The organism is Nonomuraea sp. NPDC050394 (assembly GCF_044459065.1).
Classification (GTDB): Bacteria; Actinomycetota; Actinomycetes; order Streptosporangiales; family Streptosporangiaceae; genus Nonomuraea.
In genome coordinates this window covers 405,593-431,824 of sequence record NZ_JBITIO010000002.1, presented here as the reverse complement: position 1 = coordinate 431,824, position 26,232 = coordinate 405,593, and the positions used below count along the sequence as shown (strand labels likewise).

Sequence of the window (26,232 nt, the reverse complement as noted above, 5' to 3'; positions counted from 1 at the left end):
CCTTTAGGGGAGGTATGTGATGCGCCGGTTCATCCTGTTCGTGGCTTCGCTGGCCGCCGCCGTACCGCTGTGGTTGTTCGCCCCGGCGCCCGCGTCCGCCGCCTCGTCGTGCGTGTACGAGGTGGCGCCGCCGTACCCGGCCAACCTGTGGATCAGGTCGGGGCCGGGCACGCAGTACGACCGCGTCGGCGCGGTGGGCTACGGCGAGACCGTCGAGGGCTCCTGCGGAGGCGGCCGCGCCTGGATGCGCGTGTGGACCGGCGACTCCGAAGGCTGGGCCTACGGCCCGTACCTGGAGCCGGTCGAGTACGACTACTAGAGCGCCTCCAGGACCGTCGCGTTGGCCAGCCCGCCCGCCTCGCACATCGTCTGCAGGGCGTAGCGGGCGCCGCGCTCGCGCATGGCCCCGACCAGGGTGGTCATGACGCGGGCTCCGCTGGCCCCGAGGGGGTGGCCCAGCGCGATCGCGCCGCCCTTCACGTTGACCTTGGCCGGGTCGGCGCCGGTCTCCTGCTGCCAGGCCAGCACCACCGCGGCGAACGCCTCGTTGACCTCGAACAGGTCGATGTCGTCCAGGCGCAGCCCGGCCCTGCGCAGCACCTTGCCGGTGGCCGGGATGACGCCCGTGAGCATGAGCAGCGGGTCGGAGCCGGTCACGGCGAAGGAGTGCAGCCGCGCCAGCGGGCGCAGGCCCAGGCGGGCGGCGTTCTCGCTCGTGGTGATGAGCAGGGCGGCGGCGCCGTCGTTGATCGGGCTGGAGTTGCCGGCGGTGACCGACCAGTCGATCTGCGGGAAGCGCTCGGCGTAGCCGGGGGCGGCGAAGGCCGGCTTCAGCCCGGCCAGGATCTCGGTCGTGGTGGCGGGCCGTACCGACTCGTCGTGGGCGAGGCCGGCGATCGGGGCGAGCTCCGCGGTGAAGTCGGCGGCGGCGGCCTTGGCGTGGGAGGCGGCGGAGAAGGCGTCCATCCGCTCGCGGCCGAGCGACCACTTGGCGGCGATCAGCTCGGCGCTGACGCCCTGGGGGACCAGGCCGCCCGGGAAACGCCCGGCCACGCCGGGGCCGAACGGGTCCTTGCCCGGCGGCACGTTCGACCACATCGGCACCCGGCTCATCGACTCCACGCCGCAGGCCACCACCAGGTCGTAGGCGCCGGCGATGACACCCTGGGCGGCGAAATGCACGGCCTGCTGGGACGAGCCGCACTGGCGGTCCACCGTCACGGCGGGAACCGAGTCGGGGAAACCCGCCGACAGCCAGGCGTGGCGGGTGGTGTTCATGGCCTGCTCGCCGACCTGGTCGACGGTCCCGCCGATCACGTCGTCGACCAGCGCGGGGTCCACTCCCGAACGCTCCACCAGGGTACGCAGCGTGTGGGCGAGCAACTCGACCGGATGGACCCCGGCCAGGGCGCCGTCGGGCTTGCCCTTGCCGATGGGGGTGCGCACGGCCTGCACGATGACGGCGTCACGCATGAGCCCTCCTGCTGTTAGTTGGAAAACTGGACTTACTGTAGACCGGGTTCGTCCGGTTTTCCAACGCACTGCCGTACCCTGGGACGATGACGATGGCACGGCCCTGCACGATCGCCGACACCCTCGCGGTGGTCGGCGAGAAGTACTCCCTGCTCATCCTGCGCGAGGTCTTCTTCGGCGTGCGCCGCTTCGACGCGATGGCACGCAACATCGGCGCGCCCCGCGACATCCTGACCGCGCGGCTCAAACGCCTGGTCGAGGCCGGGCTGCTGGAGAAGGTCGCCTACAGCGAGCGCCCGCCGCGCCATGAGTACCGGCCGACGGCCGCCGGGGTGGAGCTGCAGGGCGTGCTGCACCTGCTGCGCCAGTGGGGCGACCGGCACCTGCCCGGCAACCCGCCGGTCGTCTTCTCGCACACCTGCGGGCAGGAGCTCGACCCGGTCGTGACCTGCCGCGGCTGCGGGGAGAGCGTGGCGCCGGGCTCGCTGACGGCCGACTTCAGGGTGCCCGGATGGGGCGCGTCCGGCGCCCGCTGACCGCGCCGGAACGGGCTGGAACGGGTTGGAACGCCTCTACGTGAGGGACCAGACCCGGGAGGCGGACCCGTGCACACCATCGCAGCGGCGCTCACCGCCGCCGTCACCGCATTCGCCCCGTCGGCGGTCTTCGCGCCCGCCCAGACCTGGGGCTGGGGGTGGAACCAATTCGGCCAGCTCGGCCTCGGCGACGCCCGCGTCGCGGTCAACCAGCCCGTCGCCGCCGCCGGCGACTCGCGCTTCCGGCAGGTCGAGCCGGGCTTCACGCACAGCCTGGCCATCGCCGAGGACGGCACCGTGTGGGCCTGGGGAGACAACTCCAACGGCCAGCTCGGCACCGGCACCCGCCTGCCCAGCCTGACCCCGGTCCGGGTGCCGGGGCTGGCGAACATCGTGGACGTCGCCGCCGGCCAGCGCTTCAGCCTCGCCGTCGACAGCGGCGGCCTGGTCTGGGCCTGGGGCCTCAACTCCTCCTTCCAGCTCGGCGACGGCACCACCACGGAACGGCTCGGCCCACGCCGCGTCGCCGCGCCGCAGGACATCGTGGAGCTGGAGGCCGGCGCCGCCTTCAGCCTGGCCAGGGGCGCCACCGGCAACGCCTACGGCTGGGGCGCCAACCACCTGGGCCAGCTCGGCGACGGCACCATCGTGTCGCGCCCCCTGCCGATCCAGATGCCGGGCGTCGGCGGCGTCACCGACATCGCGGCCGGCGGCGTGCACGGCATGGCGGCGCTGTCCAACGGCAACGTGATCACGTGGGGCCACAACAACAGCGGCCAGATCGGCGACAACACCCAGGTCACGCGGACGACCCCGGTCACCCTCAGCATGGCCGGCGTGACCTCGGTCGACGCGGGCGGCGCGCACAGCATGGCCCGCGACGACCTCGGCCGGGTGTGGGCGTGGGGCGCCAACGAGGCCGGCCAGCTCGGTGACGGCACCCGGCAGAAGCGCCTGCTCAGGCAGCAGGTGCCCGGCCTGACCGGGATCGCGCGCATCGCCGCGGGCAGCCAGTCGGGCTATGCCCAGAGCGCGGCGGGGACCACGTTCGCCTGGGGCGCCAACGGCCTGGGCGAGGCGGGCGACGCCACGCTCACCACGCGCACGCTGCCGAAGGCGATCGCGCAGCCCGGCTTCACCTCCTTCGCCGCCTCCGCGACCTCGCGCCACGTCCTGGCCCTGCGCGACCTCGGCACGCCCGTACCCCCGGCCAAGCCCGGCATCGTGATCGCCCTCGACCCCGCCGACGGCAAGCTGCCGCCCGGCGGCTCCATCACCGTGCGGGTGCGGACCGAGCCCGTCGCCGGCTTCACCGGTCCCGTGCACCTGGCGGTGACCGGGCTGCCGCCGCGGGTCAGCGCCACCTTCGACCCCCCGGACGTGGTGGCGGGCGAGGCCGCCGGGCTCACGCTCACGGCCGATCCCACCGCGACCTCCTCCGAGCGTCCGTTCGGGCTGACCGTGCTCGCCCAGACCACCGAGGACCTGGCGCTCGACCTGTTCACGCTGACCGTCGTCACTACGCTCACGGCGGATCCGCGCCCGGCGTAACGCCTGTCCCGGCCGTCCGCCCCGCCAGTAGCGTCGAGCGCATCATGATCGAGCTCCTCAAGGACGGCACCTACCTGCGCTACTGGCTGGCGGTGGTCATCTCCTTCCTCGGTGACGCGATGACCCGCGTCACGCTGATCTTCCTGGCCGGCCGGCTGACCGACAGCCCGGTCGTCATCTCGCTGGTCGTGCTGTCCCAGCTGCTGCCCTCCGGGGTGCTCGGCGCCTTCGTCGGCCCGCTGGCCGACCGGCTGCCCACCCGGACGCTGCTCATCGGCGCCGACCTGGCCCGGGTCCCTGTCGTGCTCGCCATGATCCCCGCGCTCGACTCGATGGGGCTGCTGCTCGCGCTCATCCTGCTCGAAGGCGTGGGCAAGGCGTTCTTCGAGACCGCCAGGATCACCGCCATCCCGAAGGTCGTCGGGGGTCACGACATCGCCTCGGCGGTGGCGTTGTTCCAGAGCACCAACCAGACGGTCAACATGGTCGGTCCCGCGCTCGGCGGCCTGCTCGTCGCCCTGGGCAGCGTGCCGGTCGTGCTGGGGCTCAACGCCGCGACCTTCCTGGTCTCGGCCGTGCTGCTGGGCAGCCTCGGCGTGCTGCGCGACGGGCCGGCGGCGCGGGCCGCGGCGGAGCCGTACTGGCGGGCGCTGCGAACCGGGGTCAGCGGCGTGCTCGCCATCCCGTCCCTGCGCTTCCTGCTCGCCTTCCTCGTCCCCGTCACGCTCGTGACCGGTCTGTTCACCACCGGCTTCAACGCCCAGCTCCTCACCGTCTTCGACCTCCAAGCCGTGGAGTACGGCACCGCCCAGGCCCTGTTCGCCGGCGGCTCGATCGCCGGAGCCCTCCTCGGCCCCGCCCTGATCCGCCGCCACGGCTCGACGCCCCGGATGCTGGTGGCCACCGTCACCCTGTTCGGCCTGGCCCTGCTCACCCCCGCCCTCCTCGGCGGCAGCCCCGGTCTTGCCGTGATCGTCGGCTGGTGCCTGGTCGTCGGCCTCTTCGCCAGCCTCTTCCAGGTGCCGCTGGCCAACACCATGCTCCGCGACCTGCCCGAGGAGCTGCGGGGCAGAGGCGTCGGGCTGCTCAACACCGTCATGGTCAACTTCACGCTGGGCGGGGTGGCGCTGGGCGGGCCCGCCGCGAGCGTGTTCGGGGTGGCCGGATCGCTGGTCGCCTCGGGGGTCGTGCTGCTGATCGCCTGCGCGGCGTTCCTGCCCGCCGCCCTGCGGGCCCGGCCCGCCGTTCCCCGGGAGACGTGAGTTCCCCTGCCCCGCCATGGCGGCCAGGCTCCCCTGCCCCGCCATGGCGGCCGCTCAATGACGAGGACGGCGCGTACGAGACACTGGGACGATGATCGACCTGCTGACGGCCGCGCCGGGGCCCGAGTTCCACATCCCTGACTCCACGCTGCCGGTCCGCCTGGCCCGGCTGCACGGCGCGACGTCCGTGGTCGGCTTCCCGGCCGGGTGGGAACGCCGCCGGCGCGGCCACTATCTGGCGGGGGAGGAGTTCGTCATCCTGGCCGGTGCCCTTCACGTCTCCGGCGTCACCTACCTGCCCGGACACCATGCCTGGCTGCCCGCCGGCACGCTCCGCCACGACTGCGCCGCCCCGGACGGCGCGCTGGCGCTGGCGCACTTCGCCGCTCCGCCCACGTGGGTGCCGAGCGCTCTGGACGAGGCCGACGGGCCCACGGTGCGGACGCCGCTGGAGAGCGTGGTCATCCCGCCGGGCGGGCTGGCGCTCTCGCCGCTGTCGTGGCTGCGGGACACGCCGGTGCCGTTGCCGGGGAGCGCGGAGGTCGTCACGGTGGGCACGTGGACGTGGCGGCTGTCGGCCGTCATGCCCGAGGGGCGGGTGCTGGTCCGCGTGTGATCTACCTGAGTCCCAGCGCGTGGCGGAGGAGGGCGCGGATCTCGGAGTAGGGGATCGGATTCTCCTCGAGCAGGACCCCGGCGCAGACGCCGTCCGACGCCGCGACCAGGGAGCGGATGAGGATCGGGTCGTCGGTGTACTGGCGGGCCACCTCGGCGACCGTGGCGCGCCAGTGCCCGGCGATGGGGCGCAGCGCCGGGCGCCGGGTCGCCAGCATGGTCAGCTCGCGTTCGGCCAGCGCACGGGCGCGGCCGGGTCCCGCCGCGTCGGATATGAGCTGGGCCAGGCCGTCCACGCCGTCGCGGCCTTCGTCGATGATGGCGCGCAGCTGGCGGGCGTACTCGCCGGAGGCCGCGGTCAGCGCCGCGACCAGCAGGTCGTCGAGCGTGGCGAAGTAGTAGAGCGCCAGGCTCGGCGGCGCGCCCGCCTCGGCCGCGACCGAGCGATGCGTCACCCCGGCGACGCCCTCGCGCTCGATCACCCGGAGCGTGGCCTCGATGATCTCCCGCCGGCGCCGCTCTCCTCTGGCCTTACGCCCGTCCGTGCCGGCCTCGGCCTCGCTCAATGCCGCCTCCAAGCCCATAAAATTGAACGTACGTACAACAAAATACCGTAGGCTGGCCCCCATGGAAAACGTGATCATTGAACCGCAGACCGGTCAGGCCCTTGAGGTGGCGCGCGGCAGCGTGATCGAAGTGATCGACCTGCAAGGCCGTCAGGTGGGCGACATGTGGGCCATCGACAGGGGCGCCCCGCACCGCTGGCTGTCCACGGCACACACCCGCGACCGGCTGGAACGCCTGTTCCCGAAGACCGGCGAGGCGTTCAGGGACCAGACCGGCGAGCCCATACTCGACCTGGTCGCCGACACCTCGCCGGGCCCGCACGACATGCTCTATCCGCCGTGCAACACCTCGTTGTACGAGGCCGAGGGCCTGTTCGGGCATCCCAACTGCCACGACAACTTCCTGGGCGCGGTGTCGGCGGCGGGACTGTCGCTGCCGGTCGTGCCCGATCCGGTCAACCTCTTCCAGAACTCCCCGCCGCGGCCCGATGGCACGCTGCCCGTCGGCACGGCGGCCTCGAAGGCGGGAGACAGCGTCACCTTCCGCGCGCTGCGGGACCTGTGGTTCGTGCTCACCTCGTGCTCGGTGGACAACTGGCCGACCAACGACTACACCTGCACGCCGCTGGCCGTACGGGTCACTCGCTGAGCGGCGGCCCGATCGGCTCGGTGTAACAGAAGAAGACGACCGGACGGCGCTCGGCCGGATCGTCCCCGGCGTTCCCGCCCAGCGACTGGTAGCGCATCACCAGCTCGTCGAGCTCCTCGTCGAAGCGGCTCAGCTCCCGCGCGGTCAGCCGCATCGGGCCCTTGCGGGCGAGGGTCGAGGCGTCCTGCCACTCCGGGGGCCAGGCGTGCATGCCGTTCACCCACTCCCGCATCCGCTCGGCCGTGGCGTCGATCAGCTGGAGCATCGTGGCCCGCGAGGCGACGCGGCCGACCGGGTCGCCGGCGAACTCCGAGGGCGTCATCGACACGCTCTCGGTCGGCACCAGCCGCCACCAGCGCTCGCGCCGGTCGCGGGCCAGCTCGGGCACCTCCGTCACCAGCCCGTGCAGCGCGAGCTGGCGCATGTGGTAGCTGACCACGCCCACGGGCTGGGCCAGCCGCTCGGCGAGCATGCCCACCGTGGCCGGGCCCGCCTCGTGCACCAGCAGGAGCAGCCGCATCCGCAGGGGGTGGCTGAGCGCCTTGAGCGTGCCGGCGTCCTTGGGGCCTAGATGGCGGCGAGCCTGTTCCATGCGGTCACCTTACTAGGGAGGTTGTACAAGGATTCTTGTACAACTATTGTCGTCGATTGTGCAGCCGTTGAGAAAGAACCTCCGCTTCCAGCTGTTCTGGCTGGGCTCGGCGGCCTCGGGACTGGGCTCGACCCTCACCCTGCTGGCCTACCCGCTGCTGGTCCTGGCGCTGACCGGCTCACCGGGCCAGGCCGGGCTGATCAGCGCGGTCAGCCTGGCGAGCGGGATGCTCTTCGCGCTGCCCGCGGGCGTGCTGGTGGACCGCTGGGACCGGCGCCGCGTGCTGCTGGGCGCCGACCTCGTCCGCGCCGCCACGATGGCGAGCGTCGCGCTGGCCGCCGTGAGCGACCACCTGGTCCTGCCCCACCTGGTGGCGGTGGCCATCGTGAACGGCGCCGCCGGCGCGATCTTCGAACCCGCCCACGCCGCCTCCCTGCGCACCCTGGTGCACAAGGAGCAGCTTCCCGGCGCCTACGCCCAGGAACAGACCCGCCAGCACGCCGCCGAACTGGCCGGGCCACCGCTCGGCGGCCTGCTGTTCGCCCTCGGGCGGGCGTTGCCCTTCGTCGTCGACGCGCTCACGTACGTGGTCTCCTTCGTCTGCGTGGCGCTCGTCCGCGTACCCCGGCGGCCGGAGGAGCCGGCACCGCGCCAGAGCATGTACCAGGGGATCGCCGAAGCCGTCCGCTGGATGTGGGGCCGCCGCCTGCTGCGCGCCGTCTGCGGCCTCGTCCTGGCGGTCAACCTGGCGTTCAACGCGACCACGATCCCGCTGATCGTCCTGGTCGGCGCCCCGGAACGGGCCGGCGTCGTCATGGCCGCCCTGGGCGTCGGCGGCCTGATCGGCGCCGCGATCTCCGGCCGGCTCGTCAGGGCGCTGCCCACCGGAGCGCTCATGCTGGCCGGGTGCTGGTTCCTCACGATCGCGCTGCCGCTGATGGTGCTGCCGCTCGGCTGGTACTGGCCCGCGAGCGTCCTGTTCGTCACCGGCCTGGTCGCGCCCGCCCTGAACATCGCGCTGGTGGTCGAGGTCGCCAGATCTGTCCCCGACCACATGCAGGGCCGCGTCCAGTCGCTGCTCAACGTCGCCACCATGGGCATCACGCCGCTGGCCCCACTGGCCGGGGGAGTCCTCACCCAGTACGGCGGGCCCGTCACCGCGATCATCGTGATCAGCGGCTACCTGGCCATCTGCTGCGCGATCGCCACCCTGTCCCCAACCCTGCGCCGCACCCCGGCCATGGCCGGGTGACCCCCGCGACCTCGCCACCGGCTCCGGGAGCCGATGCCACCGGTCCCACCCCGTTCGCCGCCGTCGCGCCGGGCACTGCCCACGTGCCCCGGCGGCACGGGCGCTCCATCGCTCAGGCGCCCGCCACGGTTTCCTGGCCCACGGAGGTGATCCCCGGGACACGGTGCATGGGGGTCACCATGCCCCGGGGGAACTGGGCGGGAGCCGTACCGGCTAGGAGACGGTGACGCCGAGCAGATGCCCGAGTCCGAACGTGACCGATGCGGCCGCGACGCCCAGGGCGAGCTGGCGCAGGCCGCCGAGCCACCACGGGCGCGCCGTCATCCGCGCCACCACCGCCCCGAACCCGAACAGCCCCAGCAGGCTCAGCACCACGGCCACCACCATTCCGGAAGCCCCGAACAGGAACGGCGCCAGCGGTACCAGCGCCCCCACCGCGAACGCGCCGAACGACGAGGCCGCGGCCAGGTACGGCGAGGGAAGGTCGTCAGGATCCACGCCGAGTTCCTCACGAACATGGACGCGCAGGGCCTGCTCCGGGTTGACCGACAGCCCGGCGGCCACCTTGGCGGCCAGGTCGGGTTCGAGGCCGCGGGCACGGTAGAGGGCGGCGAGCTCGGCCTGCTCGCCCTCCGGGTCGCGGGCCAGCTCACGGCGCTCCACGGCGATCTCGGCACGCATCAGCTCGGTCTGGGACTTCACCGACGTGTACTCGCCCGCCGCCATCGAGCACGCCCCCGCGACCAGACCCGCGAACCCGGCCAGCACCGCCCCACGCCCGGCCCCCGCCGCGCCGACCACTCCGGCGATCAACGCGAAGTTGGACACCAGCCCGTCCATCGCCCCGAACACCGCCGGTCGCAACCACCCGCCGGTGACATCGCGGTGGTGACGATGTCTCTCCGGTGTGTACGGCGCGGCCAGCTCGACAGTCATGATTTCCTCCACATGATGACACCTTGTCGCCAAATCTAGGCATATTTCAGGAAGATCCGCAACGAAGGGGAGGCTAGCCTGACCTGCGGGAAGACCTGATGGTGACACCATGATGCGAACATCTTCCCGAAAAATCAGCCGAGGTCGCGAAGAAACCCGCCCATCACGGCAGGGCGTCGCCACCCCGGGACCTGGCCACCCGGCGCAGGCGCCGTCAGCCGATCGGCACGCGTGCCGCAGGGAGGGAAGCCGCCACAGCCCGCGGGCCGTCCCGGCGAGGAGGCTACCGGGCCCGGAAACGAGTTTGCCCCCATCGCGCGAGACGCGGATGAGGGCAAGGACGGGCCGGGGACGGGGTCAGACGGGGGTGGGGACGGCGTGCGGGCGGGGGCCCGGGGTGGGGATGAGGCGGCGGCAGTCGGCGATGGCCGACTCCAGCAACGTCCGCAGTACCTGGTCGGGATGGGGGATGCACGCCTGGACGATCCCCACCACCGACAACTGCACCGCGTTCGGCGCCGCGTACCGGCGGAAGCCCTTGGCGGTGATCCGTGCCGCCCGGCTGAACCTGCGCGCCTCGCGCGCCGTCTGCGGGACCTGGTCCATGGCTTGCCGGCTCATGGCCGACAACTGCCCGGCCGGCCGCCCGTCGAGCCGGGCGAGCATCTCCTCGGCGGCCAGGACGGAGACGGCCAGGGCGAGCTGGCGTTCGGCGGCGGCCACGGGCAGGGCGGTGGTCGCGCAGCGCAGGGCGATCGTGGCGTCGACCCGCAGGTCGTCGCTGGACAGCCCGATGATGGACGGGACGAGTTCGGCGAGGCCGTTGCGGTTCTCGTCGCCTGTGTTGTCGTTGACGAGCCGGGCGAGCGCGGCCAGCAGCGGGTGCGTGCAGGCCGGATGGTCGCTCCAGCGTTCTCCTGCCAGGTAGGAAGCCAGTTCCATGAAGCACGCGCCGCGTTTCGGATTGCGGTGCCTGCCTCGCGACAGAACCGGCATGTGGTCGAGGTGGTTGTCCACGGATGCTCCACTACTCCACGTTCGCCTGTCTTTCCAGTCTGCGCTCCTGTCGCGCGAGATGCCAGTGGTGGGAGGTCTTGGGAGCGGAGTCAACTCGCTTGACAGTGATGATGGGGAGTGATCCCATCAATACGAGTTAGGAAGTTTTCCTAACTATCACTCCCCATCGAGGAGGATCCATGCGCGTGTTAGCCGGCGCGCTTGTGGCGGCGTTACTGATGAGCGTGATGGCGGCCGTGCCGGCCTCGGCCGCGCCCACCCGCCACGAAGCGGAGAACGCCACCATCTCTCAGGGTCTCGTGGAATCCAACCACGCGGGCTACTCCGGTGCCGGGTTCGTCAACGGCGACAACGTGGCAGGAAGCTACACCGAGTTCACCGTCAACGCCGCGGCCGCGGGCCAGGCCGAGATCGCCATCCGCTACGCCAACGGCACCGCCGTCAACCGGGCGGCCGACATCGCCGTGAACGGCACCGTGGTCTCCGCCGCCCGCGCGTTCAACGGCACCGGCGCGTGGTCCACGTGGGCGACCTCCACGCTCACCGCACCCGTGAGCGCGGGCGCCAACAAGATCCGGATCACCTCCACCACGGCCAATGGCAACCCCAACCTGGACTACATCGACGTCGAGGTGGCCGCGCCCAGCTCTGACCTGCAGGCCGAGGACGCCACGATCGTCCAGGGCGTGGTGGAGTCGAACCACGCCGGGTTCACCGGCACGGGCTTCGTCAACTACGACAACGTCGTCGGCTCCTCCGTGGAGTTCACGGTCAACGCGCCCACCGCGGGCAACTACGAGGTGAAGTTCCGCTTCGCCAACGGCACCACCGCCGACCGGGCCATGGCCATCACCGCCAACGGCGGCGCCGCCCAGAACGTGAGCTTCTCCGGCACCGGGGCCTGGACCACATGGGTGGAGAAGTCCGTGACCGCCTCGCTGATCGCGGGCGCCAACAAGATCAGGGCCACCGCCACCACCGTGAACGGCGGGCCGAACCTCGACCGGATCAGCACCACCGTGCCGCCCGACCCGCAGCCTCCGACCGCGCCGGGCAACCTCCGCATCGTCGGCGAGGTCCGGCCGAACGCCGTGGACCTGGCCTGGGACGCCTCCACCGACAACGTGGGCGTCTCCAGCTACGTCATCTACAACGGCGGCAACGTGATCAAGACCGTGGGCGGCAACCAGACCACGGCCACGGTCACCGGCCTGACGCCGAACACCGGCTACGTGCTGAGCGTGCTGGCCTACGACGCGGCCGGAAACGGCTCGCCCGCCAGCAACAACGTCCCCTTCACCACCCCGCCGAGCGACGACCACCAGGCGCCGACGGTGCCGGGCAACCTGCGCGCCACCAATGTGGCCGCCACCAGCGTCACGCTGGCCTGGGACGCCTCGGCCGACAACGTCGAGGTCACCGGCTACAACGTCTACCGCGACGGCACGAAGTTCGCGACCGTGCCCGACCTGACCGCCACCGCGGACGGGCTCACGCAGAACACGCAGTACTCCTTCCAGGCCGAGGCCTTCGACGCCAACGGCAACATCTCGGCCAGGAGTCCGGCGCTGAACGTCAGGACCTCGACGCAGGCGACCGGCGGCGACCCGGTCTTCGACCGTGACGTCACCCAGCTCGACCTGCCGTGGGGCATCGCGTTCCTGCCCGACGGCAGCGCGCTGGTCGCCGAGCGCGACCGGTTCGAGATCGTCCGGGTCACGGCCACCGGCCAGAAGACCGTGGTCGGCAAGATCACCGAGGCGGTCGGGACCGTCGGCGAGGGCGGCCTGCTCGGGCTCGCGCTGTCGCCGAACTTCGCCACCGACCACTACGTCTACGCCTACCACACCGCCTCGGGCGACAACCGGGTCGTGCGCTTCACGTACGAGAACAACGCCATCGGCGCCCGCGAGCCGGTCGTGACCGGCATCAGCAAGGCCAAGTTCCACAACGGCGGCCGGATCAGGTTCGGCCCCGACGGGATGCTCTACATCACCACCGGCGACGCCCAGACGAGCAGCAGGGCGCAGGACCTCAACTCGCTCAACGGCAAGATCCTCCGGGTCACGCCGACCGGCGCCGGCGCTCCCGGCAACCCGTTCCCGAACGCCCCTCGCGTCTACAGCCTCGGCCACCGCAACCCGCAGGGCATCGCCTGGGACTCCCAGGGCAGGCTGTGGGAGTCGGAGTTCGGCGACGGCACCTGGGACGAGCTCAACATCATCCAGGCGGGCAAGAACTACGGCTGGCCGACCTGTGAGGGCACCTGCGGCGACAGCCGGTACGTCAACCCGGTCAGGACGTGGAGCGTCTCCAGCGCCTCCCCGAGCGGCCTGGAGATCGTCAACGACTGGATCTACATGGCGGCCGTACGCGGCTCGCGCCTGTGGGTCATGAAGATCACCGGCAACACGACCGACACCCCGCGCGCCTTCTTCAACGGCAACTGGGGCCGGCTGCGCACCGTGGTCAAGACCCCCGACGGCGGCCTCTGGCTGACCTCGACCAACAACGACAAGAACGGGGGCACCCCCGCCACCATCGACAACGACATCGTCAGGCTGAAGTTCGCCGGCCCGCCGTTCGCGCTGACCAGCACGGCCTTCGCGAACAACGGCAGCATCCCGGCGCGGTACACCTGCGCGCAGGACGGGGTGTCGGGCAACGACATCTCGCCGCAACTGGCCTGGTCCGGCCCCCCGGCCGGTACGCAGAGCTACGCGATCACCTTCATCGACACGGCCAACGGCGGCAAGCACTGGGCGATCTGGGACATTCCCGCCGCCAAGTCGTCGCTGCCGGAGGGGCTCGGGCTCGGCTTCGAGGTGCCGAACCAGGCTCCGGCCAAGCAGAAGGCGATGAGCAGCGGCAACAAGTCGCTGCAGTACTTCGGGCCCTGCCCCGGCGGCTCGACCCACAAGTACGAGTTCACGCTCTACGCGCTGGACACCGCGACGCTGCCGGGCGTGACCTCCGGCTCGTCGGTGGCGGCGGTGGAGACCGCGATCCTGGCCCGTGACCTGGCTTCGACCAAGCTGGCGGGCAACTCGAACGCGTCCACCCGCTGACCCGGGTGACGGGAGGGGCCGGAGGCACTCGCCTCCGGCCCCTCGAAACATCGGAGGAGTGGGAAGCGATCTCTCATAAGAGATCCCATCTTTCGCGGGAAAGGGTCCCCATGCACAGAACGACGCTGGCCATGACCTTAGTGGCCGGCCTGCTCGTCTGGCCCGGTCAGACGGCGTCCGCGGCCTCGATCGTCTACGAGGCCGAGAGCGCGGCCATCGGCAACGGCGTGGTGGAGAGCAACCACGCGGGTTTCTCCGGCACCGGCTTCGTCAACAGCGCCAACGCGGCGGGCGCGTACGTGGAGTTCAGCGTGACCGGCACCGGTGACACCAACCTGGCCTTCAGGTACGCCAACGGAACGACCGCCGCCCGCCCGGCCACGCTCACGATCAACGGATCCACCGCCGGGACGCTCCAGTTCGCCGGCACCGGCGCGTGGACGACGTGGAACAACGAGACGGTCGCCGCCGATCTCGCCCAGGGCGCGAGCACCGTCCGTCTCACCGCCACCACCGCGGGCGGCCTGCCCAACGTCGACGCCCTCACCGAGGGCGCGCAACCCACCGGCCCCATCGCCGACCCGATCCCGCAGAACCCCATCCAGTCCAGCCTCGGCCTGGTCCTCACCGAGTACGCCCAGTTCCCCAAGACCGACCCCGTACCCTCGCCCACCGACTCCCGCCTGCGCCGCCACGCCCGGATCAACCACCTGGGCCAGCTCGCCGACGGCCGCAGGTTCGTCCCCGACCTCAACGGCAGGCTCTACACCCTGCCCGCCGGCGGAGGCACGCCCAGCGTGTACCTCGACGTCAGGGCGGCGGTGGGCGGCAACTTCTTCTCCGGCCGCGGCCTCGGCAGCGGGTTCGGCTTCGTCGCCTTCCATCCGGACTTCGCGGCCAACGGCCGCTTCTACACCGCGCACAGCGAGGCGTTCCAGGCATTGAGCACCCAGCGCGCCGACTGGACGCAGTCCGGCGCGGTCGTGCAGAGCGTGGTCACGGAGTGGACCGCGAGCGACCCGGCGGCGCCCGTCTTCAGCGGCACCCGCAGGCAGCTGCTCCGCCTCGGCTTCGGCACCTACATCCACGGGATCCAGCAGATCGACTTCAACCCCAGCGCCGCGCCGGGCAGCCCCGACCACGGCCTGCTCTACGTGGCCGCCGGCGACGGCGGCAGGGGCACGAGCGGTACCGTGCCGCAGGCCCGCGACCAGCCGTTCGGCAAGATCCTGCGCATCGACCCGCGCGGGAGCGACAGCGCCAACGGCCGGTACGGCATCCCGGCCGGCAACCCGTTCACCGGCCGGCCGGGCACGCTCGGCGAGATCTACGCCCTGGGCATGCGCGACCCGCACCGCTTCAGCTGGGACCGCGGCGGCAGCGGCCGGATGTTCCTCGGGCACATCGGCGAGCACGACATCGAGGCCGTCTACGACGTGCGGGCCGGCGACAACTTCGGCTGGAGCGAGCGCGAGGGCGCCTTCCGCTTCGACCGGAGCGAACCCTGCTACCTCTACCCGCTGCCCGCCGACGACAGCCGGTTCGGCTACACCTACCCGGTCGCCGCCTACGATCACAACGGCCCGCCCGGCTGCACCGGCGACCTCGGCCGGGCCATTGCGGGCGGCTTCGTCTACCGCGGCGCCGCGCTGCCCGCCCTTCGGGGCAAGTACCTGTTCGGCGACCTCGTGCAGGGCTGGATCTTCGCGACCGAGGAGACCGAGATGACCCGTGGCGGCACCGACCTCGCGCCGCTGCACCAGCTCAAGATCTACAACGCCGCCGGCAACCAGGTCACCATGCAGGCGCTGGCCGGCAGTTCCCGCGTGGACCTGCGCTTCGGCATGGACCGCGCGGGAGACCTGTTCGTGCTGTCCAAGGCCAACGGCAAGATCTGGAAGGTGACCGGCACCCGCTGATCACCAGACCAGATGGAGCGCCTCCGGGGCGCGGTGGATCAACGTCGGCGCCATCGTGACCTCGGGGTTCTCCAGCCGGATCCCGGGCAGCCTGCGCATCAGCTCCTCCAGCGTGATCCGCAGCTGCTCGCGGGCCAGTTGCGAGCCGGGGCAGCCGTGCACACCGTGGCCGAAGCCGAGGTGGCGGGTAGGCGGCCGGGTGATGTCGAACCCTCCGGTGCCGTCGCGGCCCGCGGAGCCGTAGGAGACGAAGACCGCGTCTCCGGCCTTCAGCTCGGTCCCGGCGAAGGTCAGCGGGCGGGTGACCGTACGGCGGAAGCCCTGAACGGGCGCCTCGAAGCGGGCGGTCTCCTCGATCGCGGCCGGGATGAGCTCCGGGCGCGCGCACAACGTCTCCCACTGCGCGCGGTCCCGCAGCAGATGGTGTACGGCGGAGCCGATCAGCGCGGTCGTGGTCAGGTGCCCGGCCAGCAGGAGGTTCTGCAGGTTGGAGACGATCTCGTTGCGTTCCTCGGTGGTCAGCAGGGCGGTGCCGGGAGCCAGCGCCCGCACCATCTCGGTCGTCAGGTCGTCGCGCGGTTCCTTCCTGCGGGCGCGGGCGTAGTCGTCGAGCAGGTGCTGGAGCCGGACGATGTCGCGGGCCGCCGCGGCCTGCTCGTCGTCGGTCATGGGCTGGAACAGCAGGTCCTCGGCCCGGTTCCCGGCTTCGACGGCCGGCCGTACGTCGGCGGGGTCGAGGCCCATGAGGTGGCCGATGACGTCGGCGGCGAGCGGCCGCGCGTACGCCGACATCCACTCCACGCGGCCGTCGGCGGCGAAGGCGTCGACGAGTTCGGCGGCGCGGCGGGCGATGAACGGCGCGGCGGTGGCGACCCGCGCGGGCGACAGGCCGCGCACCAGTGGCCTGCGCAGGCGGCGGTGCTCCTCGCCGTCCCTGCTCAGCACCGCGGGGCGGCCGCCGAAGCCCTTGACCAGCTCGCTCAGCGCGGCGCGGCGCGGCAGGTGGTCGGGCCGGAGCGCGCCCTCGGAGGAGAAGTCCTCGGGGCGGCCGAGCACCTCGCGCACGTCCTCGTACCGGGAGACCAGCCATGACTGCAGCTCCGGGACGAAGGTGAGGCCCGGTTCGCGCCGGGCGGCTTCGTAGGTGGGAAACGGGTCGCGGTACAAGGCCTGAAGATCCACAGGGCCCATCTTCGCCCAGACCTACCTATCCCGGACGATGAAATTTTCTTTTAGTTCACCCCTGGGTCTTGAAAGTTATATCCGCGAGCGATTGAGTTCGGGGCGTGATCACCCTCAACGTCGTGGCCGCCGCGGCCTTGGTGTTAACAGCGGCGCTCGATCCCCAAGCCCCCATCGAGGACGCGCCCCCCGCGTCGTCCTACCCTCCCGCCTCCACCCTCCTCGCGGCTCCCGCCCCGAAGCACCTGGAGACGGCCAAGAAGAGCCGGCCGGTGGCGCCCGGCATCACCTTCACCGCCTTCGACCGCTACGACGCGGCAGGCTGGCTGCGCGCCGACGCGTTGTCGGCGGACCTGTCCGGCGGCGTCAAGGCCGGCTACCTGAACTCGGGCGAGGTCTCCAAGACCGAGCCGCTGTCCGGCCCCGCCAAGCGCGCACGCGCGGTCGCGGCGGTCAACGGCGACTTCTTCGACATCAACCGCTCGGGCGCCGCGCTCGGCATCGGCGTCCAGAAGGGCACGCTCGTCCAGTCGCCCACCAGCGGCTGGAACAACGCGGTCGCCCTCACCGGCGAGGGCGTCGGCCGCGTGCTCAAGATGTACTTCGAGGGCAGCGCCACCCCGCAGGATGGCAGCCCGATCGCCCTCACCCAGTTCAACCAGCTCATCCAGAACGACGGCGTGGGCCTGTTCACCCCCTTGTGGGGCAGCCACACGCGGGCCCGCGCGGTCGAGGGCGCGGCCAAGGTCACCGAGGTCGTCCTCACCGGCGGCGCCGTCACCGAGGTGCGCACCACCGCGGGCAGCGGCCCGATCCCGGCCGGCACCACGATCCTGCTCGGCAGGGACGCCGGGGCCGGCGCCCTCGCCGCGCTCAAGCCCGGCGACAGGATCGACGTCGCCTACCGGCCCAAGCCCTCCGACGGCGGCCAGGTCGAGACCGCCATCGGCGGCAACTACGTCCTGGTCAAGGACGGGGCCGTCCAGCACTCCACCGACCAGGCGGCGCACCCGCGCACCGCGGTCGGCTTCTCCGCCGACGGCAGGAAGATGTACCTGCTCACCGTCGACGGCCGCCAGGCCGACAGCCGCGGCGTCACGCTGAACGAGCTGGCCGCCATGATGATCGAGCTCGGCGCCCACAACGCGCTCAACCTCGACGGCGGCGGCTCCTCCACGATGCTCGCCCGCGAGCCCGGCGCCGCCGAGCCCCAGGTCGAGAACAGCCCCTCCGACGGCGGCGAACGTCCCGTCCCCAACGGCCTGGCCCTCTACGCCCCCGAGGGCAGCGGCAAGCTCAAGGGCTTCTGGCTGGAGACCGCGAGCGACCCCGCCAAGGCGCCCGGCGTCGGCCCGGTCACCGGTGGCCGCCCCGACCGCGTCTTCCCCGGGCTCTCGCGGCGGCTCAGCGCCGCCGGTTTCGACGAGACGTACGGCCCCGCCGCCGGCACCCCGAGCTGGCGCTCCAAGCCGGTCGTGCACGGAGTCGTCGACCACAAGGGCGTCTTCCGCGCCCTCGTCCCCGGCCAGACCACGGTCACCGCCGCCCGCGGCGACGCCAAGGGCACGCTGGAGCTGACCGTGCTCCAGCCGCTGGCCCGCCTCGGCGCCACCACCGACCGGGTCGGCCTGGCCGCGGCGCAGGCCACCGGCACGTTCGGCCTCGTCGGCTACGACCGCAACGGAAACTCCGCGCCCATCGAGCCGGGCGACCTGTCGCTCGACTACGACCGCGCGCTGTTCGAGGTCACGCCCAACCCCAGCGGCTTCTTCACCGTGAAGGCCAAGCAGGACAAGGGCGCCGGGCTCATCACCGCCAAGGTCGGCCGCGTCACCACCGCCGTGCCCGTGACCGTGGGCACCGAGGAGCAGAGCGTCGCCACCTTCGACGACGCCGGTTCCTGGGCCTTCGCCGCCGCACGGGCCACCGGCTCGCTGTCGGCCGCTCCGGGCCAGAGCGGCGGAGGGCTGAAGCTGGCCTACGACTTCACCCAGTCGACGGCCACCCGGGCGGCGTACGCCAGCCCGCCGCAGCAGATCGTGGTGCCCGGCCAGCCGCAGGCGTTCGGGCTCTGGATCAACTCCACCGGCAAGGGGGAGTGGCCCTCACTGGAGTTCTACGACGCCCAGGGGCAGTCGCAGATTCTGCGCGGGCCGTACCTGACCTGGACCGGATGGAAGTACGTGGAGTTCCAGGTGCCGCCCGGGGTGTCCTACCCGCTCAAGCTACGCCGTTTCTACGTGGCCGAGACGAAGGCGGACGCCTCGTACACTAACGAGATCCTCATCGACGGGCTCGTGGCCAAGGTGCCGCCGCCGGTGCAGGCGCCGCCGGCGGAGAAGATCGCCGATCCGGTGGTGAAGGCGTCGGTCGAGGCGATGCCGTGGCGGTTCGCGGTCATGTCGGACGCCCAGTTCGTGGCGCGCGACCCGGACAGCGACATCGTGCGCAACGCGCGCCGTACGCTGCGGGAGATCAAGGCGGCGAAGCCGGACTTCCTGCTGATCAACGGCGACCTCGTGGACGAGGCGTCGCCCGCGGACTTCGCGCTGGCCAAGAAGATCCTCGATGAGGAGTTGGGCGGTGAGCTGAAATATCAGTACATCCCCGGCAACCATGAGGTGATGGGCGGCAAGATCGACAACTTCAGGGCGGTCTTCGGCGACACCTACCGCAGCTTCGACCACAAGGGCACCCGGTTCGTCACCCTCGACACCTCGCGGCTGAACGTGCGCGGCGGCGGGTTCGACCAGGTCGCCCTGCTGCGCGAGCGGCTCGACGCCGCCGCGAAGGACCCGGCGATCGGGTCGGTGGCGGTGCTGTTCCACGTGCCGCCGCGCGACCCCACGCCGGGCAAGGGCAGCCAGCTCGGCGACCGCAAGGAAGCGGCGCTGGTGGAGCAGTGGCTGGCCGACTTCCAGCGGGAGACCGGCAAGGGCGCCGCCTACATCGGGGCCCACGTCGGGACCTTCCACGCCTCCCGGGTGGACGCGGTGCCGTACTTCATCAACGGAAACTCCGGCAAGAACCCGGCCACCGCGCCCGGCGACGGCGGCTTCACCGGCTGGTCGCTGTGGGGCGTCGACCCCGTCACCCCGCGCGAGGCCGAGCACGTGCGGCGCAACTGGTTCGTGGACGCGCCCGCGTGGATCGGGACCCAGGTACGCCCGCACGTGGACGAGCTCACGCTGACCGCGCCCGCCACCGTGGCCGTGGGCCGTCCGGCGGCGGTCACCGCCGCCGTCAAGCAGGGCGCGCGCCAGGTGCCCGTGGCCTACCCGGTCTCGGCGTCGTGGAGCGGCTCGCCCGCGCTGCACATCGGCTCGCGCTCCGGCGCGCGGCCGTGGCACAAGGCCGTGCTCGACCCCGCGACCGGCACCCTGACCGCGCTGCGGGAAGGCTCGATCGTGGTGGCGGTGACGGTCAACGGCGTCAAGCGCGAGGCCACGGTCGCCCTGACCGCCAGGGCCGCCGCCTGACCTGACCCCGACCCGATCTCTGACCTCGACCTCTGACCCCGACCTCTGGCCCCGACCCGAACTCGGCCTCGATCTCTGACCCCGACCCCGACCCCGATCCTGACGGTGGCATGAACGCCCGGCGCCCGCAGCCGCCGGGCGTTCTCCGCTCTTCTCCTGACAGTGCGTATCAAGCGATCATCAATCGCGATTCGCTAGGTTAACCGGCCATGACCCGACTGAGTCCGCGTCTGGGACCGCTCACCCCCCGCCAGCACTGGCGCAGAGCCCGGCTCCAGGCCTACTCGTGGTTGCTGACCGGCGCCTACCGGCTCGGCGCCATGCACCCGGCGGTGTGGAAGTTCGTGGCCCGCTCCTACCATCCCGCGCTCGACCGGCTGGCCGCCCGGCACGCCCGCGTGACCTGCCAGTTCGCCGCCGTGGACGTGCCCGCCTACCGCGACTTCCTGCGCGAACGCGGTGCCGGGCGGGCCAGGCTCCTGGCCGACTTCCCCGAGACCACCAAGCAGAACTACGCCGGCACCTACGACGAGCGCAGCCGCTGCCAGGAGGGCCGCCTGCACCGGCCGGGCGTGATCGTGGACGAGTCCTCGGGTTCGAGCGGCAAGCCGTACAACTGGGTCCGCGGCCCGCGCGAGCTGAAGGGCATCTACCGCAACGCCGCCGGGTACATCGAGCTGGTCTTCCCCGGCCGCCGCCTGTTCGTGATCAACGCGTACTCGATGGGCGCCTGGGCCACCGGCACCACCACGGGCACCGCGATGGCCCGCATCGCCATGGTGAAGAACACCGGCCCCGACCTGGAGAAGATCGCCGACACCCTCGAACACTTCGGCCCCGGCTACGACTACGTGGTGGCCGCGTACCCGCCGTTCCTGAAGCACCTGCGCGACCGCCTGGACGCGAGCGGCTTCCCCTGGGCGGACTACCGCATCCGCGGCATGGTCGGCGGCGAAGGCATGACCGAGGCGCTGCGCGACTACCTGGAGGAGCGCTTCGAAGAAGTCCGCTCGGGCTACGGCGCCAGCGACCTCACGATCGGCATGGGCGCGGAGACCGGCTTCACGGTACGGCTCCGCAAACGCCTGGCCACCGACCGCGACCTGCGCGAGACCCTGCTGGGCCCGGACGAGCAACGCCTTCCCATGATCTTCCACTACAACCCGCTGGAGACGTTCCTGGAGGTCAACGACTCCGGCGAACTCCTGTGCACGATCAACACCAAGAGCTGCCTGCAGCCCAAGCTCCGCTACAACGTGGGCGACGAGGCCCTGCTGCGAACGCTGCCCGAGGTGAAGCGCGCCCTGGGAGCCGACTACGCGGGCATGTGGACCGACGAGCGCATGAACCTGCCGCTGCTGTTCCTGTTCGGCCGCAAGGACTCGACCATCTCCTACATGGGCGCCAACCTGTATCCGCAGGACGTCGAATACGGCCTCTACCAGGGCAACCCCCACGCGGCCTCGATCGCCCGCTTCTGCCTGTCTCTGGAAGAACTACCCGGCCTGGAATACCGCCCCGTCATCAACATCGAACTCCGCGAGGGCGCCACCACCGACCACGAGGCGCTGGCCGACATCTGCCGCAAGGGCGTGGTCGCCCACCTGAGCCACGTCTCCCGCGACTTCGCCGAATCCCTCAAGGAGGACCCGACGGCGGCCGACCTCCGCGTCAAACTCTTCGAACCCGGCGAAGGCCCCTTCGCCGGCTTCACCAAGATGAAGAACGTCTACCTCGTCTGACCGGATCGGCCAACATGGCAGTTGTTCGCTGCCAGCCAGTTGGAGGCCATCAGCCTCTGCTCAACCGTGCCGAAGCGGCGGGCATCGGGGCTGGGGAGACGCTCGGGGCGTCCACGGCTTGTGGGAGCTGGTTGGGCGTACCGTGGTGGCGACTGTGCGCCGTCGAGCGTGAGTGTGTATGCGGCGGCGATGCTGGTGGTGGTGACGGCCGGAGCGCTCCCGCACGGTCATGAGGGTGGCGGCGATCGGCACGAGGAGTACGGCGAGGCCGCGTCCGCGGAGTGCGGCGCGGGCGGGCCTTGCGGCGTCCTTGGTCGGTGAGCTGGTCGGACAGGACGGTGAGGGTTTCGTCCGGGTGGTCTTGGCGGCCCGGTCCTGGCCCTCGGGCAGTGGTGCGGTGACCACCCGAGGCATGCCCTCTCTTGGGGGTCGAGAGCGGCCTTCACTGCTCATTTCGGCGATCGGGTCTGGCACGGTATGGCGGGCCGGGGTGAGGCAGACGGTCCATCGCGCGCCGTGGACGTCCAGGGTGACGCTCCGCCATGCTGCAGTGGGCCGACGGTCGCACGACGTACTACAACCAGGAGGCATCGTGACGATCACTGATCACCTGCCGGGCTGGGGGACGCCAGCCGCGGTCGTTGTAGCCCTCCTTGGTCTGTGGGTGACCGCTCGCGCAATGGCGCGCCCGGCTACGGCTCGTTCCGCGTTGATGGCGGCGTCGGCGGTGGGTCGAGGTGTCAGCGGCTCACGACGGTTTCCCGTTGCACGCGTGACAGCTTCTCGGGGTTGCGGACGTGGTAGGCGCCGGTGACGTAGCCGTTCTCCATGCGCACCGCCACCACGCCGTCGATTTCGCCGTTGATCCGGACGAGCAGCCCCGGGCCGCCGTTGATCTGTACCACCTCGACCGATCGTTCGCCGTCGTGCTTCCACCAGCCGACGGCCAGCAGGCGGGCGACGTGGCCGGCCCCCACGACGGGACGGAGCAGGGCGTGTTTGACGCCGCCGCCGTCGCTCAAGGCGACGACGTCCGGCGCGAGGATGTCGAGCAGGCTCTGCAGCTCGCCGGTTTCGACCGCTCGCTGGAAGGCGTGGAGCGCGGCCCGGGTCTCGGCCGGGGAGACGATGCCGCGTGGACGGCGCGCGGCGACGTGCGCCCGTGCCCGGTAGGCGAGCTGGCGGACGGCGGCGGGGCTTCTGCCGACGGCTTCGGCGATCTCGTCGTAGTCCAGGTCGAACACCTCGCGCAGCACGAACACGGCCCGCTCGACCGGCTGGAGCGTCTCCAGCACCAGCAGCATCGCGATCGAGACGCTCTCGGCCAGTTCGACGTCCTCGGCCACGTCGGGCGCGGTCAGCAACGGCTCCGGCAGCCACGGCCCGACGTAGGACTCCCGACGCCTGCCGAGCGCCCGCAGCCGGTCCAGCGCCTGCCGGGTGACGATCCGCACCAGGTAAGCGCGCCGCTCCCGCACGGTGGCCAGGTCGACGTCCACCCACCGCAGCCAGGTCTCCTGCAGGACGTCTTCGGCGTCGGTGGCCGAACCGAGCATCTCGTAGGCGACGGTGAACAGCAGGTTGCGGTGGGTCACGAACGCCTCGGTGGCCGCGTCCACGGACTCTGCGCGTCCACCGCGATCGAGCCGCCCGGCCGCGTCCGTCCTTCGCTCGCTGTGATCGCTCATCCCCGGCTCCCGCCTGTTCCCTCTCGGTCCCGCCACACGCACAGGACGCCACTCCCCACAGCTCCGTAACACCCACGAGCGGTGGTCTATGTCACATGACCTCGGCTGTTACGGAGCCGCAGGCGCCGACGTCTCGTGTTCGTCAGCAGGCACCACAAGGAGGGGAAGAGCCCACCATGTCCACACCCAAGACGACCACTCTCCGTTCACGCATGCCCAACCCACTCCCGTTCGTCCCCGAGATGGCGGAGGTCGGCGCGGGCCTGCACAAGGTCATCAAGAACGGCTCGGTTCCGCCGGCCACCATCCACCTGCTGCAGTTGCGCGCCGGTCAGATGCTCGGCAGCACGTACTTCACCATCAGGGAAACCGCCAACCTCCGCCAGGCGGGTGAGCCGGAGGAGCGCATCACCGCCGTGGCGACCTGGCGGGACGCCACCCTCTTCACCGGCCCGGAACGGGTCGCCCTGGAGCTGGTGGAGGCGGTCCTGACCCCGAACCCGTCCGGGGAGCGCGTTCCCGACGAACTGTACGCCAAGGCGTCCGCGCACTACGACGACAAGGCGCTCTGGACGCTGGTCATGGCGATCGCGCACATCGGCTTCTTCACCCCCGCCGCGCTCATCGCCAAGCCGATCCCCGGCATGCCCCCCGGCCAGAACTACAGCGAATAGGAAAGGAGCCGCATGAGCACCACCACATGCGCGGTCGCGGGAGCGACCGGCCGGCTGGGACGCCACGTCGTGGACGTCCTCACCGAACGGGGGCACCGGGTCGTGCCGATGTCCCGGGCCACCGGCGTGGACGTCGTCACCGGTGCGGGCCTGGCCGGGGCGCTCGACGGGGTGGACGTCATCGTCGACGTCGCCTCGTGGCACGCCTCCGACCAGGAGGCGGCGACGGAGTTCTTCCGCGCGTCGGCCCGCAACCTGCACGCGTACGGGCGGGAGGCGGGGGTCGCCAGGATCGCCGTGGCGTCCATCATCGGGGTCGGCAAGGCCACCGCCGGTTTTCTCGCCGCCAAGAAGGCGCACGAGGAACTCCTGCTGTCCGGCCCGCTCCCCGTCCGTGTGCTGCGGGCGGCGCAGTTCCACGAGTTCGTCGGCCAGCTTCTGGACTGGCGGCAGGGCGACGTCGCCTTCATCCCGGCCCTGCCCTCCCAGCTCGTGGCCTGCCGTACCGTGGCCGAGGACCTGGCCGCCCTGGCCCTCGACCCCGGCGAGCCCGCTCCGGGCGCGCCGATCCCCGAGATCGCCGGGCCCCGGAGGGAGATCCTGTCGGAGGCGGCCGCACTCCTCGGCGCCCGCCGCGACATCAAGGTCGTCGGCGTGGACGGCTCGGGCATGCCCGATGCCGAGATCGCCGCCGAGGGCGGGTTCCTGCCCGGCCCGCACGCCAAACTCGCCGGTCCGACCTTCCGGGAGTGGCTCGGCAGCCAACCCTGAGCGGACCCGATCCTCGGCGTGCGCGAGGGCCTGATCACCCGGGAACCACTGACCCGCGATTACGTGGACGGGGTGATCGAGGCCGTCTTCGCCGGGATGCGGCCCCGGCTCGACCGGCCGCATCGATCAGGAATCGAGAAGCGCGGGCCGATCGGCCCGCCATAGCGTGACGCGGGTAGTCACGGATCAAATGCGGCGAGGAGCCGATGCGAAATGGCGAAGACACGAAGGATCGTCTACTGGGTTTCCACCATCGGGCTCGCATCGGGGCTGGTCGGTTCCGGAGTTCAGCAGATCCTGAGAATCGAGGGCAAAGAGGCATTGGCGCCGCCCTATGCCTGGGGTATCGCGGAACTGGGCTACCCCGTCTACATTCTCACCATCCTGGGCGTCTGGAAGCTCCTGGGCGCGCTGGCGATTCTGCTTCCCCGGTATCCGCTGCTCAAGGAATGGGCGTACGCGGGAATGTTCTTCCTGTTCACCGGAGGAATATTCTCGCACCTCGCCGCGGGCGACGCCTGGTACGAATCGCTTCCGGCGCTCTTTCTTCTCGTTCTCGCGGCGGCGTCCTGGCGCTTCAGGCCGGACGACAGAAGGCCGCTGACGCGATAGGCAGGACCACCGGCGTTCGTGGCCTGCCAGAGCGTCTCAGCAGCCGCCGATCCGGCAGAGCCTGGCGGCCATCCGCTCGGCGTCCTTGCCGTGCCGGGCGAGGGTGCGCAGCGCCTTGGCGTCGTTGCGCAGGTCCCAGTACAGCGCGACGGCGGCACCCTTGCGGACCGCCACGGACTTCTGCACCTGCGCGACCGCGCCCGCCTGCACGACCGTGCGCGATCCGCCCACCGCGCCGTCGCCGATCGCCGGCAGGACGACCTTGACGCCCTCGCATCGGGCCATGCGCTCGTGCATCTGCTTGATCATCTTCTCTGCCCCGGGAATGCCGGCGAAAAGGAAGACCTGTTCACCACGGGAGGAGTGGGTTTTCTCGTTGCCGTCGTTCTTCGGGTTGAAGGTGACGTCACGCCGGTCGATCCAGCCTTTGAGCCGGGCGTTGGAACACTGAATGTTGTTGACCTCGGCCGGCTCGCGCCCCTCGCCCTCGTTGACATACCAGTGTTCGTTGCCGACGTCCTGGCGCGCCTGCTTCTCGTAAAGCAGGAAGTTTTTCGGAATCGACCGGCTTTCGGCCACCGCCGCCTGGGCCGTGAGCACTCCGGCAACCGCCACCCCGGCCATCACCCATGAGATCCGCACGTATAT

Annotated in this window: 23 protein-coding genes; 15 read left to right on the top strand and 8 right to left on the bottom strand. The window is 71.4% G+C overall.

What is annotated here, in order from left to right; genetic code table 11:
- The first annotated feature begins 19 nt into the window (after window positions 1-19).
- Window positions 20-319: an SH3 domain-containing protein gene (locus ACIBKY_RS10165; protein WP_397096056.1), complete on the top strand. Its 300-nt coding sequence runs from the start codon at window positions 20-22 to the stop codon at window positions 317-319.
- Here the strand turns inward: ACIBKY_RS10165 and ACIBKY_RS10160 are convergent.
- Window positions 316-1,473, bottom strand: coding sequence for a thiolase family protein (locus tag ACIBKY_RS10160; protein WP_397096054.1), 1,158 nt, complete (start codon window positions 1,471-1,473; stop codon window positions 316-318). The two genes, ACIBKY_RS10165 and ACIBKY_RS10160, sit on opposite strands and share 4 nt — an antisense overlap.
- An 86-nt stretch (window positions 1,474-1,559) precedes the next feature.
- On the opposite strand from ACIBKY_RS10160, the gene ACIBKY_RS10155 reads away from it, so the two are divergent.
- The 4 genes from ACIBKY_RS10155 (at window position 1,560) to ACIBKY_RS10140 (ending at window position 5,438) form a co-directional block, all read left to right on the top strand.
- Entirely contained in the window at window positions 1,560-2,009 is a 450-nt protein-coding gene (locus ACIBKY_RS10155; RefSeq protein ID WP_397096052.1) for a winged helix-turn-helix transcriptional regulator, read from the top strand.
- A gap of 69 nt (window positions 2,010-2,078) precedes the next feature.
- Complete coding sequence (locus ACIBKY_RS10150) at window positions 2,079-3,560, top strand: RCC1 domain-containing protein (protein ID WP_397096051.1); 1,482 nt, start codon at window positions 2,079-2,081, stop codon at window positions 3,558-3,560.
- A 44-nt stretch (window positions 3,561-3,604) separates the two neighbouring features.
- Window positions 3,605-4,822, top strand: a complete 1,218-nt coding sequence (locus ACIBKY_RS10145; protein ID WP_397096050.1) for an MFS transporter — start codon at window positions 3,605-3,607, stop codon at window positions 4,820-4,822.
- A 91-nt stretch (window positions 4,823-4,913) separates the two neighbouring features.
- The gene (locus ACIBKY_RS10140; protein WP_397096048.1) at window positions 4,914-5,438 is read left to right on the top strand and encodes a hypothetical protein; all 525 of its coding nucleotides are present in this window, start codon (window positions 4,914-4,916) and stop codon (window positions 5,436-5,438) included.
- A gap of 1 nt (window position 5,439) precedes the next feature.
- Here ACIBKY_RS10140 and ACIBKY_RS10135 read toward each other — a convergent pair whose 3' ends face one another.
- Window positions 5,440-6,021, bottom strand: a complete 582-nt coding sequence (locus ACIBKY_RS10135) for a TetR/AcrR family transcriptional regulator (RefSeq protein ID WP_397096047.1) — start codon at window positions 6,019-6,021, stop codon at window positions 5,440-5,442.
- 43 nt (window positions 6,022-6,064) lie between these two features.
- Between ACIBKY_RS10135 and ACIBKY_RS10130 the strand changes: the two genes are divergently transcribed.
- Window positions 6,065-6,652, top strand: a complete 588-nt coding sequence (locus ACIBKY_RS10130) for a DUF1989 domain-containing protein (protein ID WP_397096045.1) — start codon at window positions 6,065-6,067, stop codon at window positions 6,650-6,652.
- On the opposite strand, the gene ACIBKY_RS10125 is transcribed toward ACIBKY_RS10130, so the two are convergent.
- Window positions 6,642-7,244, bottom strand: a complete 603-nt coding sequence (locus ACIBKY_RS10125; RefSeq protein WP_397096043.1) for an ArsR/SmtB family transcription factor — start codon at window positions 7,242-7,244, stop codon at window positions 6,642-6,644. The two genes, ACIBKY_RS10130 and ACIBKY_RS10125, sit on opposite strands and share 11 nt — an antisense overlap.
- 67 nt (window positions 7,245-7,311) lie before the next feature.
- Between ACIBKY_RS10125 and ACIBKY_RS10120 the strand changes: the two genes are divergently transcribed.
- Complete coding sequence (locus ACIBKY_RS10120) at window positions 7,312-8,496, top strand: MFS transporter (RefSeq protein WP_397096042.1); 1,185 nt, start codon at window positions 7,312-7,314, stop codon at window positions 8,494-8,496.
- Window positions 8,497-8,709: 213 nt separating this feature from the next.
- Here ACIBKY_RS10120 and ACIBKY_RS10115 read toward each other — a convergent pair whose 3' ends face one another.
- Window positions 8,710-9,432 (bottom strand): VIT1/CCC1 transporter family protein, encoded by a 723-nt coding sequence (locus ACIBKY_RS10115; protein WP_397096040.1) that lies wholly within the window; start codon window positions 9,430-9,432, stop codon window positions 8,710-8,712.
- Window positions 9,433-9,789: 357 nt separating this feature from the next.
- The gene (locus ACIBKY_RS10110) at window positions 9,790-10,449 is read right to left on the bottom strand and encodes a hypothetical protein (protein ID WP_397096039.1); all 660 of its coding nucleotides are present in this window, start codon (window positions 10,447-10,449) and stop codon (window positions 9,790-9,792) included.
- Window positions 10,450-10,628: 179 nt separating this feature from the next.
- On the opposite strand from ACIBKY_RS10110, the gene ACIBKY_RS10105 reads away from it, so the two are divergent.
- Together ACIBKY_RS10105 and ACIBKY_RS10100 are read left to right on the top strand one after the other, a co-directional pair.
- On the top strand, window positions 10,629-13,517 hold the full coding sequence (locus tag ACIBKY_RS10105; RefSeq protein WP_397096038.1) for a YbhB/YbcL family Raf kinase inhibitor-like protein: 2,889 nt from the start codon (window positions 10,629-10,631) through the stop codon (window positions 13,515-13,517).
- Between the two features lie 131 nt (window positions 13,518-13,648).
- Window positions 13,649-15,436, top strand: coding sequence for a PQQ-dependent sugar dehydrogenase (locus ACIBKY_RS10100; protein ID WP_397096036.1), 1,788 nt, complete (start codon window positions 13,649-13,651; stop codon window positions 15,434-15,436).
- On the opposite strand, the gene ACIBKY_RS10095 is transcribed toward ACIBKY_RS10100, so the two are convergent.
- On the bottom strand, window positions 15,437-16,618 hold the full coding sequence (locus ACIBKY_RS10095) for a cytochrome P450 (protein ID WP_397096035.1): 1,182 nt from the start codon (window positions 16,616-16,618) through the stop codon (window positions 15,437-15,439).
- 104 nt (window positions 16,619-16,722) lie between these two features.
- Between ACIBKY_RS10095 and ACIBKY_RS10090 the strand changes: the two genes are divergently transcribed.
- Both ACIBKY_RS10090 and ACIBKY_RS10085 read left to right on the top strand, forming a co-directional pair.
- The gene (locus tag ACIBKY_RS10090) at window positions 16,723-20,097 is read left to right on the top strand and encodes a phosphodiester glycosidase family protein (protein ID WP_397096033.1); all 3,375 of its coding nucleotides are present in this window, start codon (window positions 16,723-16,725) and stop codon (window positions 20,095-20,097) included.
- 209 nt (window positions 20,098-20,306) lie between these two features.
- Window positions 20,307-21,839: a phenylacetate--CoA ligase family protein gene (locus ACIBKY_RS10085; protein WP_397096031.1), complete on the top strand. Its 1,533-nt coding sequence runs from the start codon at window positions 20,307-20,309 to the stop codon at window positions 21,837-21,839.
- 740 nt (window positions 21,840-22,579) lie between these two features.
- Here the strand turns inward: ACIBKY_RS10085 and ACIBKY_RS10080 are convergent.
- Entirely contained in the window at window positions 22,580-23,527 is a 948-nt protein-coding gene (locus ACIBKY_RS10080; protein ID WP_397096029.1) for an RNA polymerase sigma-70 factor, read from the bottom strand.
- A gap of 212 nt (window positions 23,528-23,739) precedes the next feature.
- On the opposite strand from ACIBKY_RS10080, the gene ACIBKY_RS10075 reads away from it, so the two are divergent.
- From ACIBKY_RS10075 to ACIBKY_RS10060, 4 genes are read left to right on the top strand one after another with little or no spacing between them, the layout of a single operon-like run.
- Window positions 23,740-24,201 carry a carboxymuconolactone decarboxylase family protein gene (locus ACIBKY_RS10075; RefSeq protein WP_397096027.1) on the top strand — a complete coding sequence of 154 codons (462 nt, stop codon included), beginning with the start codon at window positions 23,740-23,742 and terminating at the stop codon, window positions 24,199-24,201.
- A gap of 12 nt (window positions 24,202-24,213) precedes the next feature.
- Window positions 24,214-24,972: an SDR family oxidoreductase gene (locus ACIBKY_RS10070; protein WP_397096025.1), complete on the top strand. Its 759-nt coding sequence runs from the start codon at window positions 24,214-24,216 to the stop codon at window positions 24,970-24,972.
- A gap of 18 nt (window positions 24,973-24,990) precedes the next feature.
- Window positions 24,991-25,137, top strand: a complete 147-nt coding sequence (locus ACIBKY_RS10065) for a hypothetical protein (protein WP_397096023.1) — start codon at window positions 24,991-24,993, stop codon at window positions 25,135-25,137.
- Window positions 25,138-25,185: 48 nt separating this feature from the next.
- Window positions 25,186-25,584 carry a DoxX family protein gene (locus ACIBKY_RS10060; protein WP_397096022.1) on the top strand — a complete coding sequence of 133 codons (399 nt, stop codon included), beginning with the start codon at window positions 25,186-25,188 and terminating at the stop codon, window positions 25,582-25,584.
- A gap of 36 nt (window positions 25,585-25,620) precedes the next feature.
- Here ACIBKY_RS10060 and ACIBKY_RS10055 read toward each other — a convergent pair whose 3' ends face one another.
- Window positions 25,621-26,226, bottom strand: coding sequence for a hypothetical protein (locus ACIBKY_RS10055; RefSeq protein ID WP_397096020.1), 606 nt, complete (start codon window positions 26,224-26,226; stop codon window positions 25,621-25,623).
- Between the last annotated feature and the right edge of the window lie 6 nt (window positions 26,227-26,232).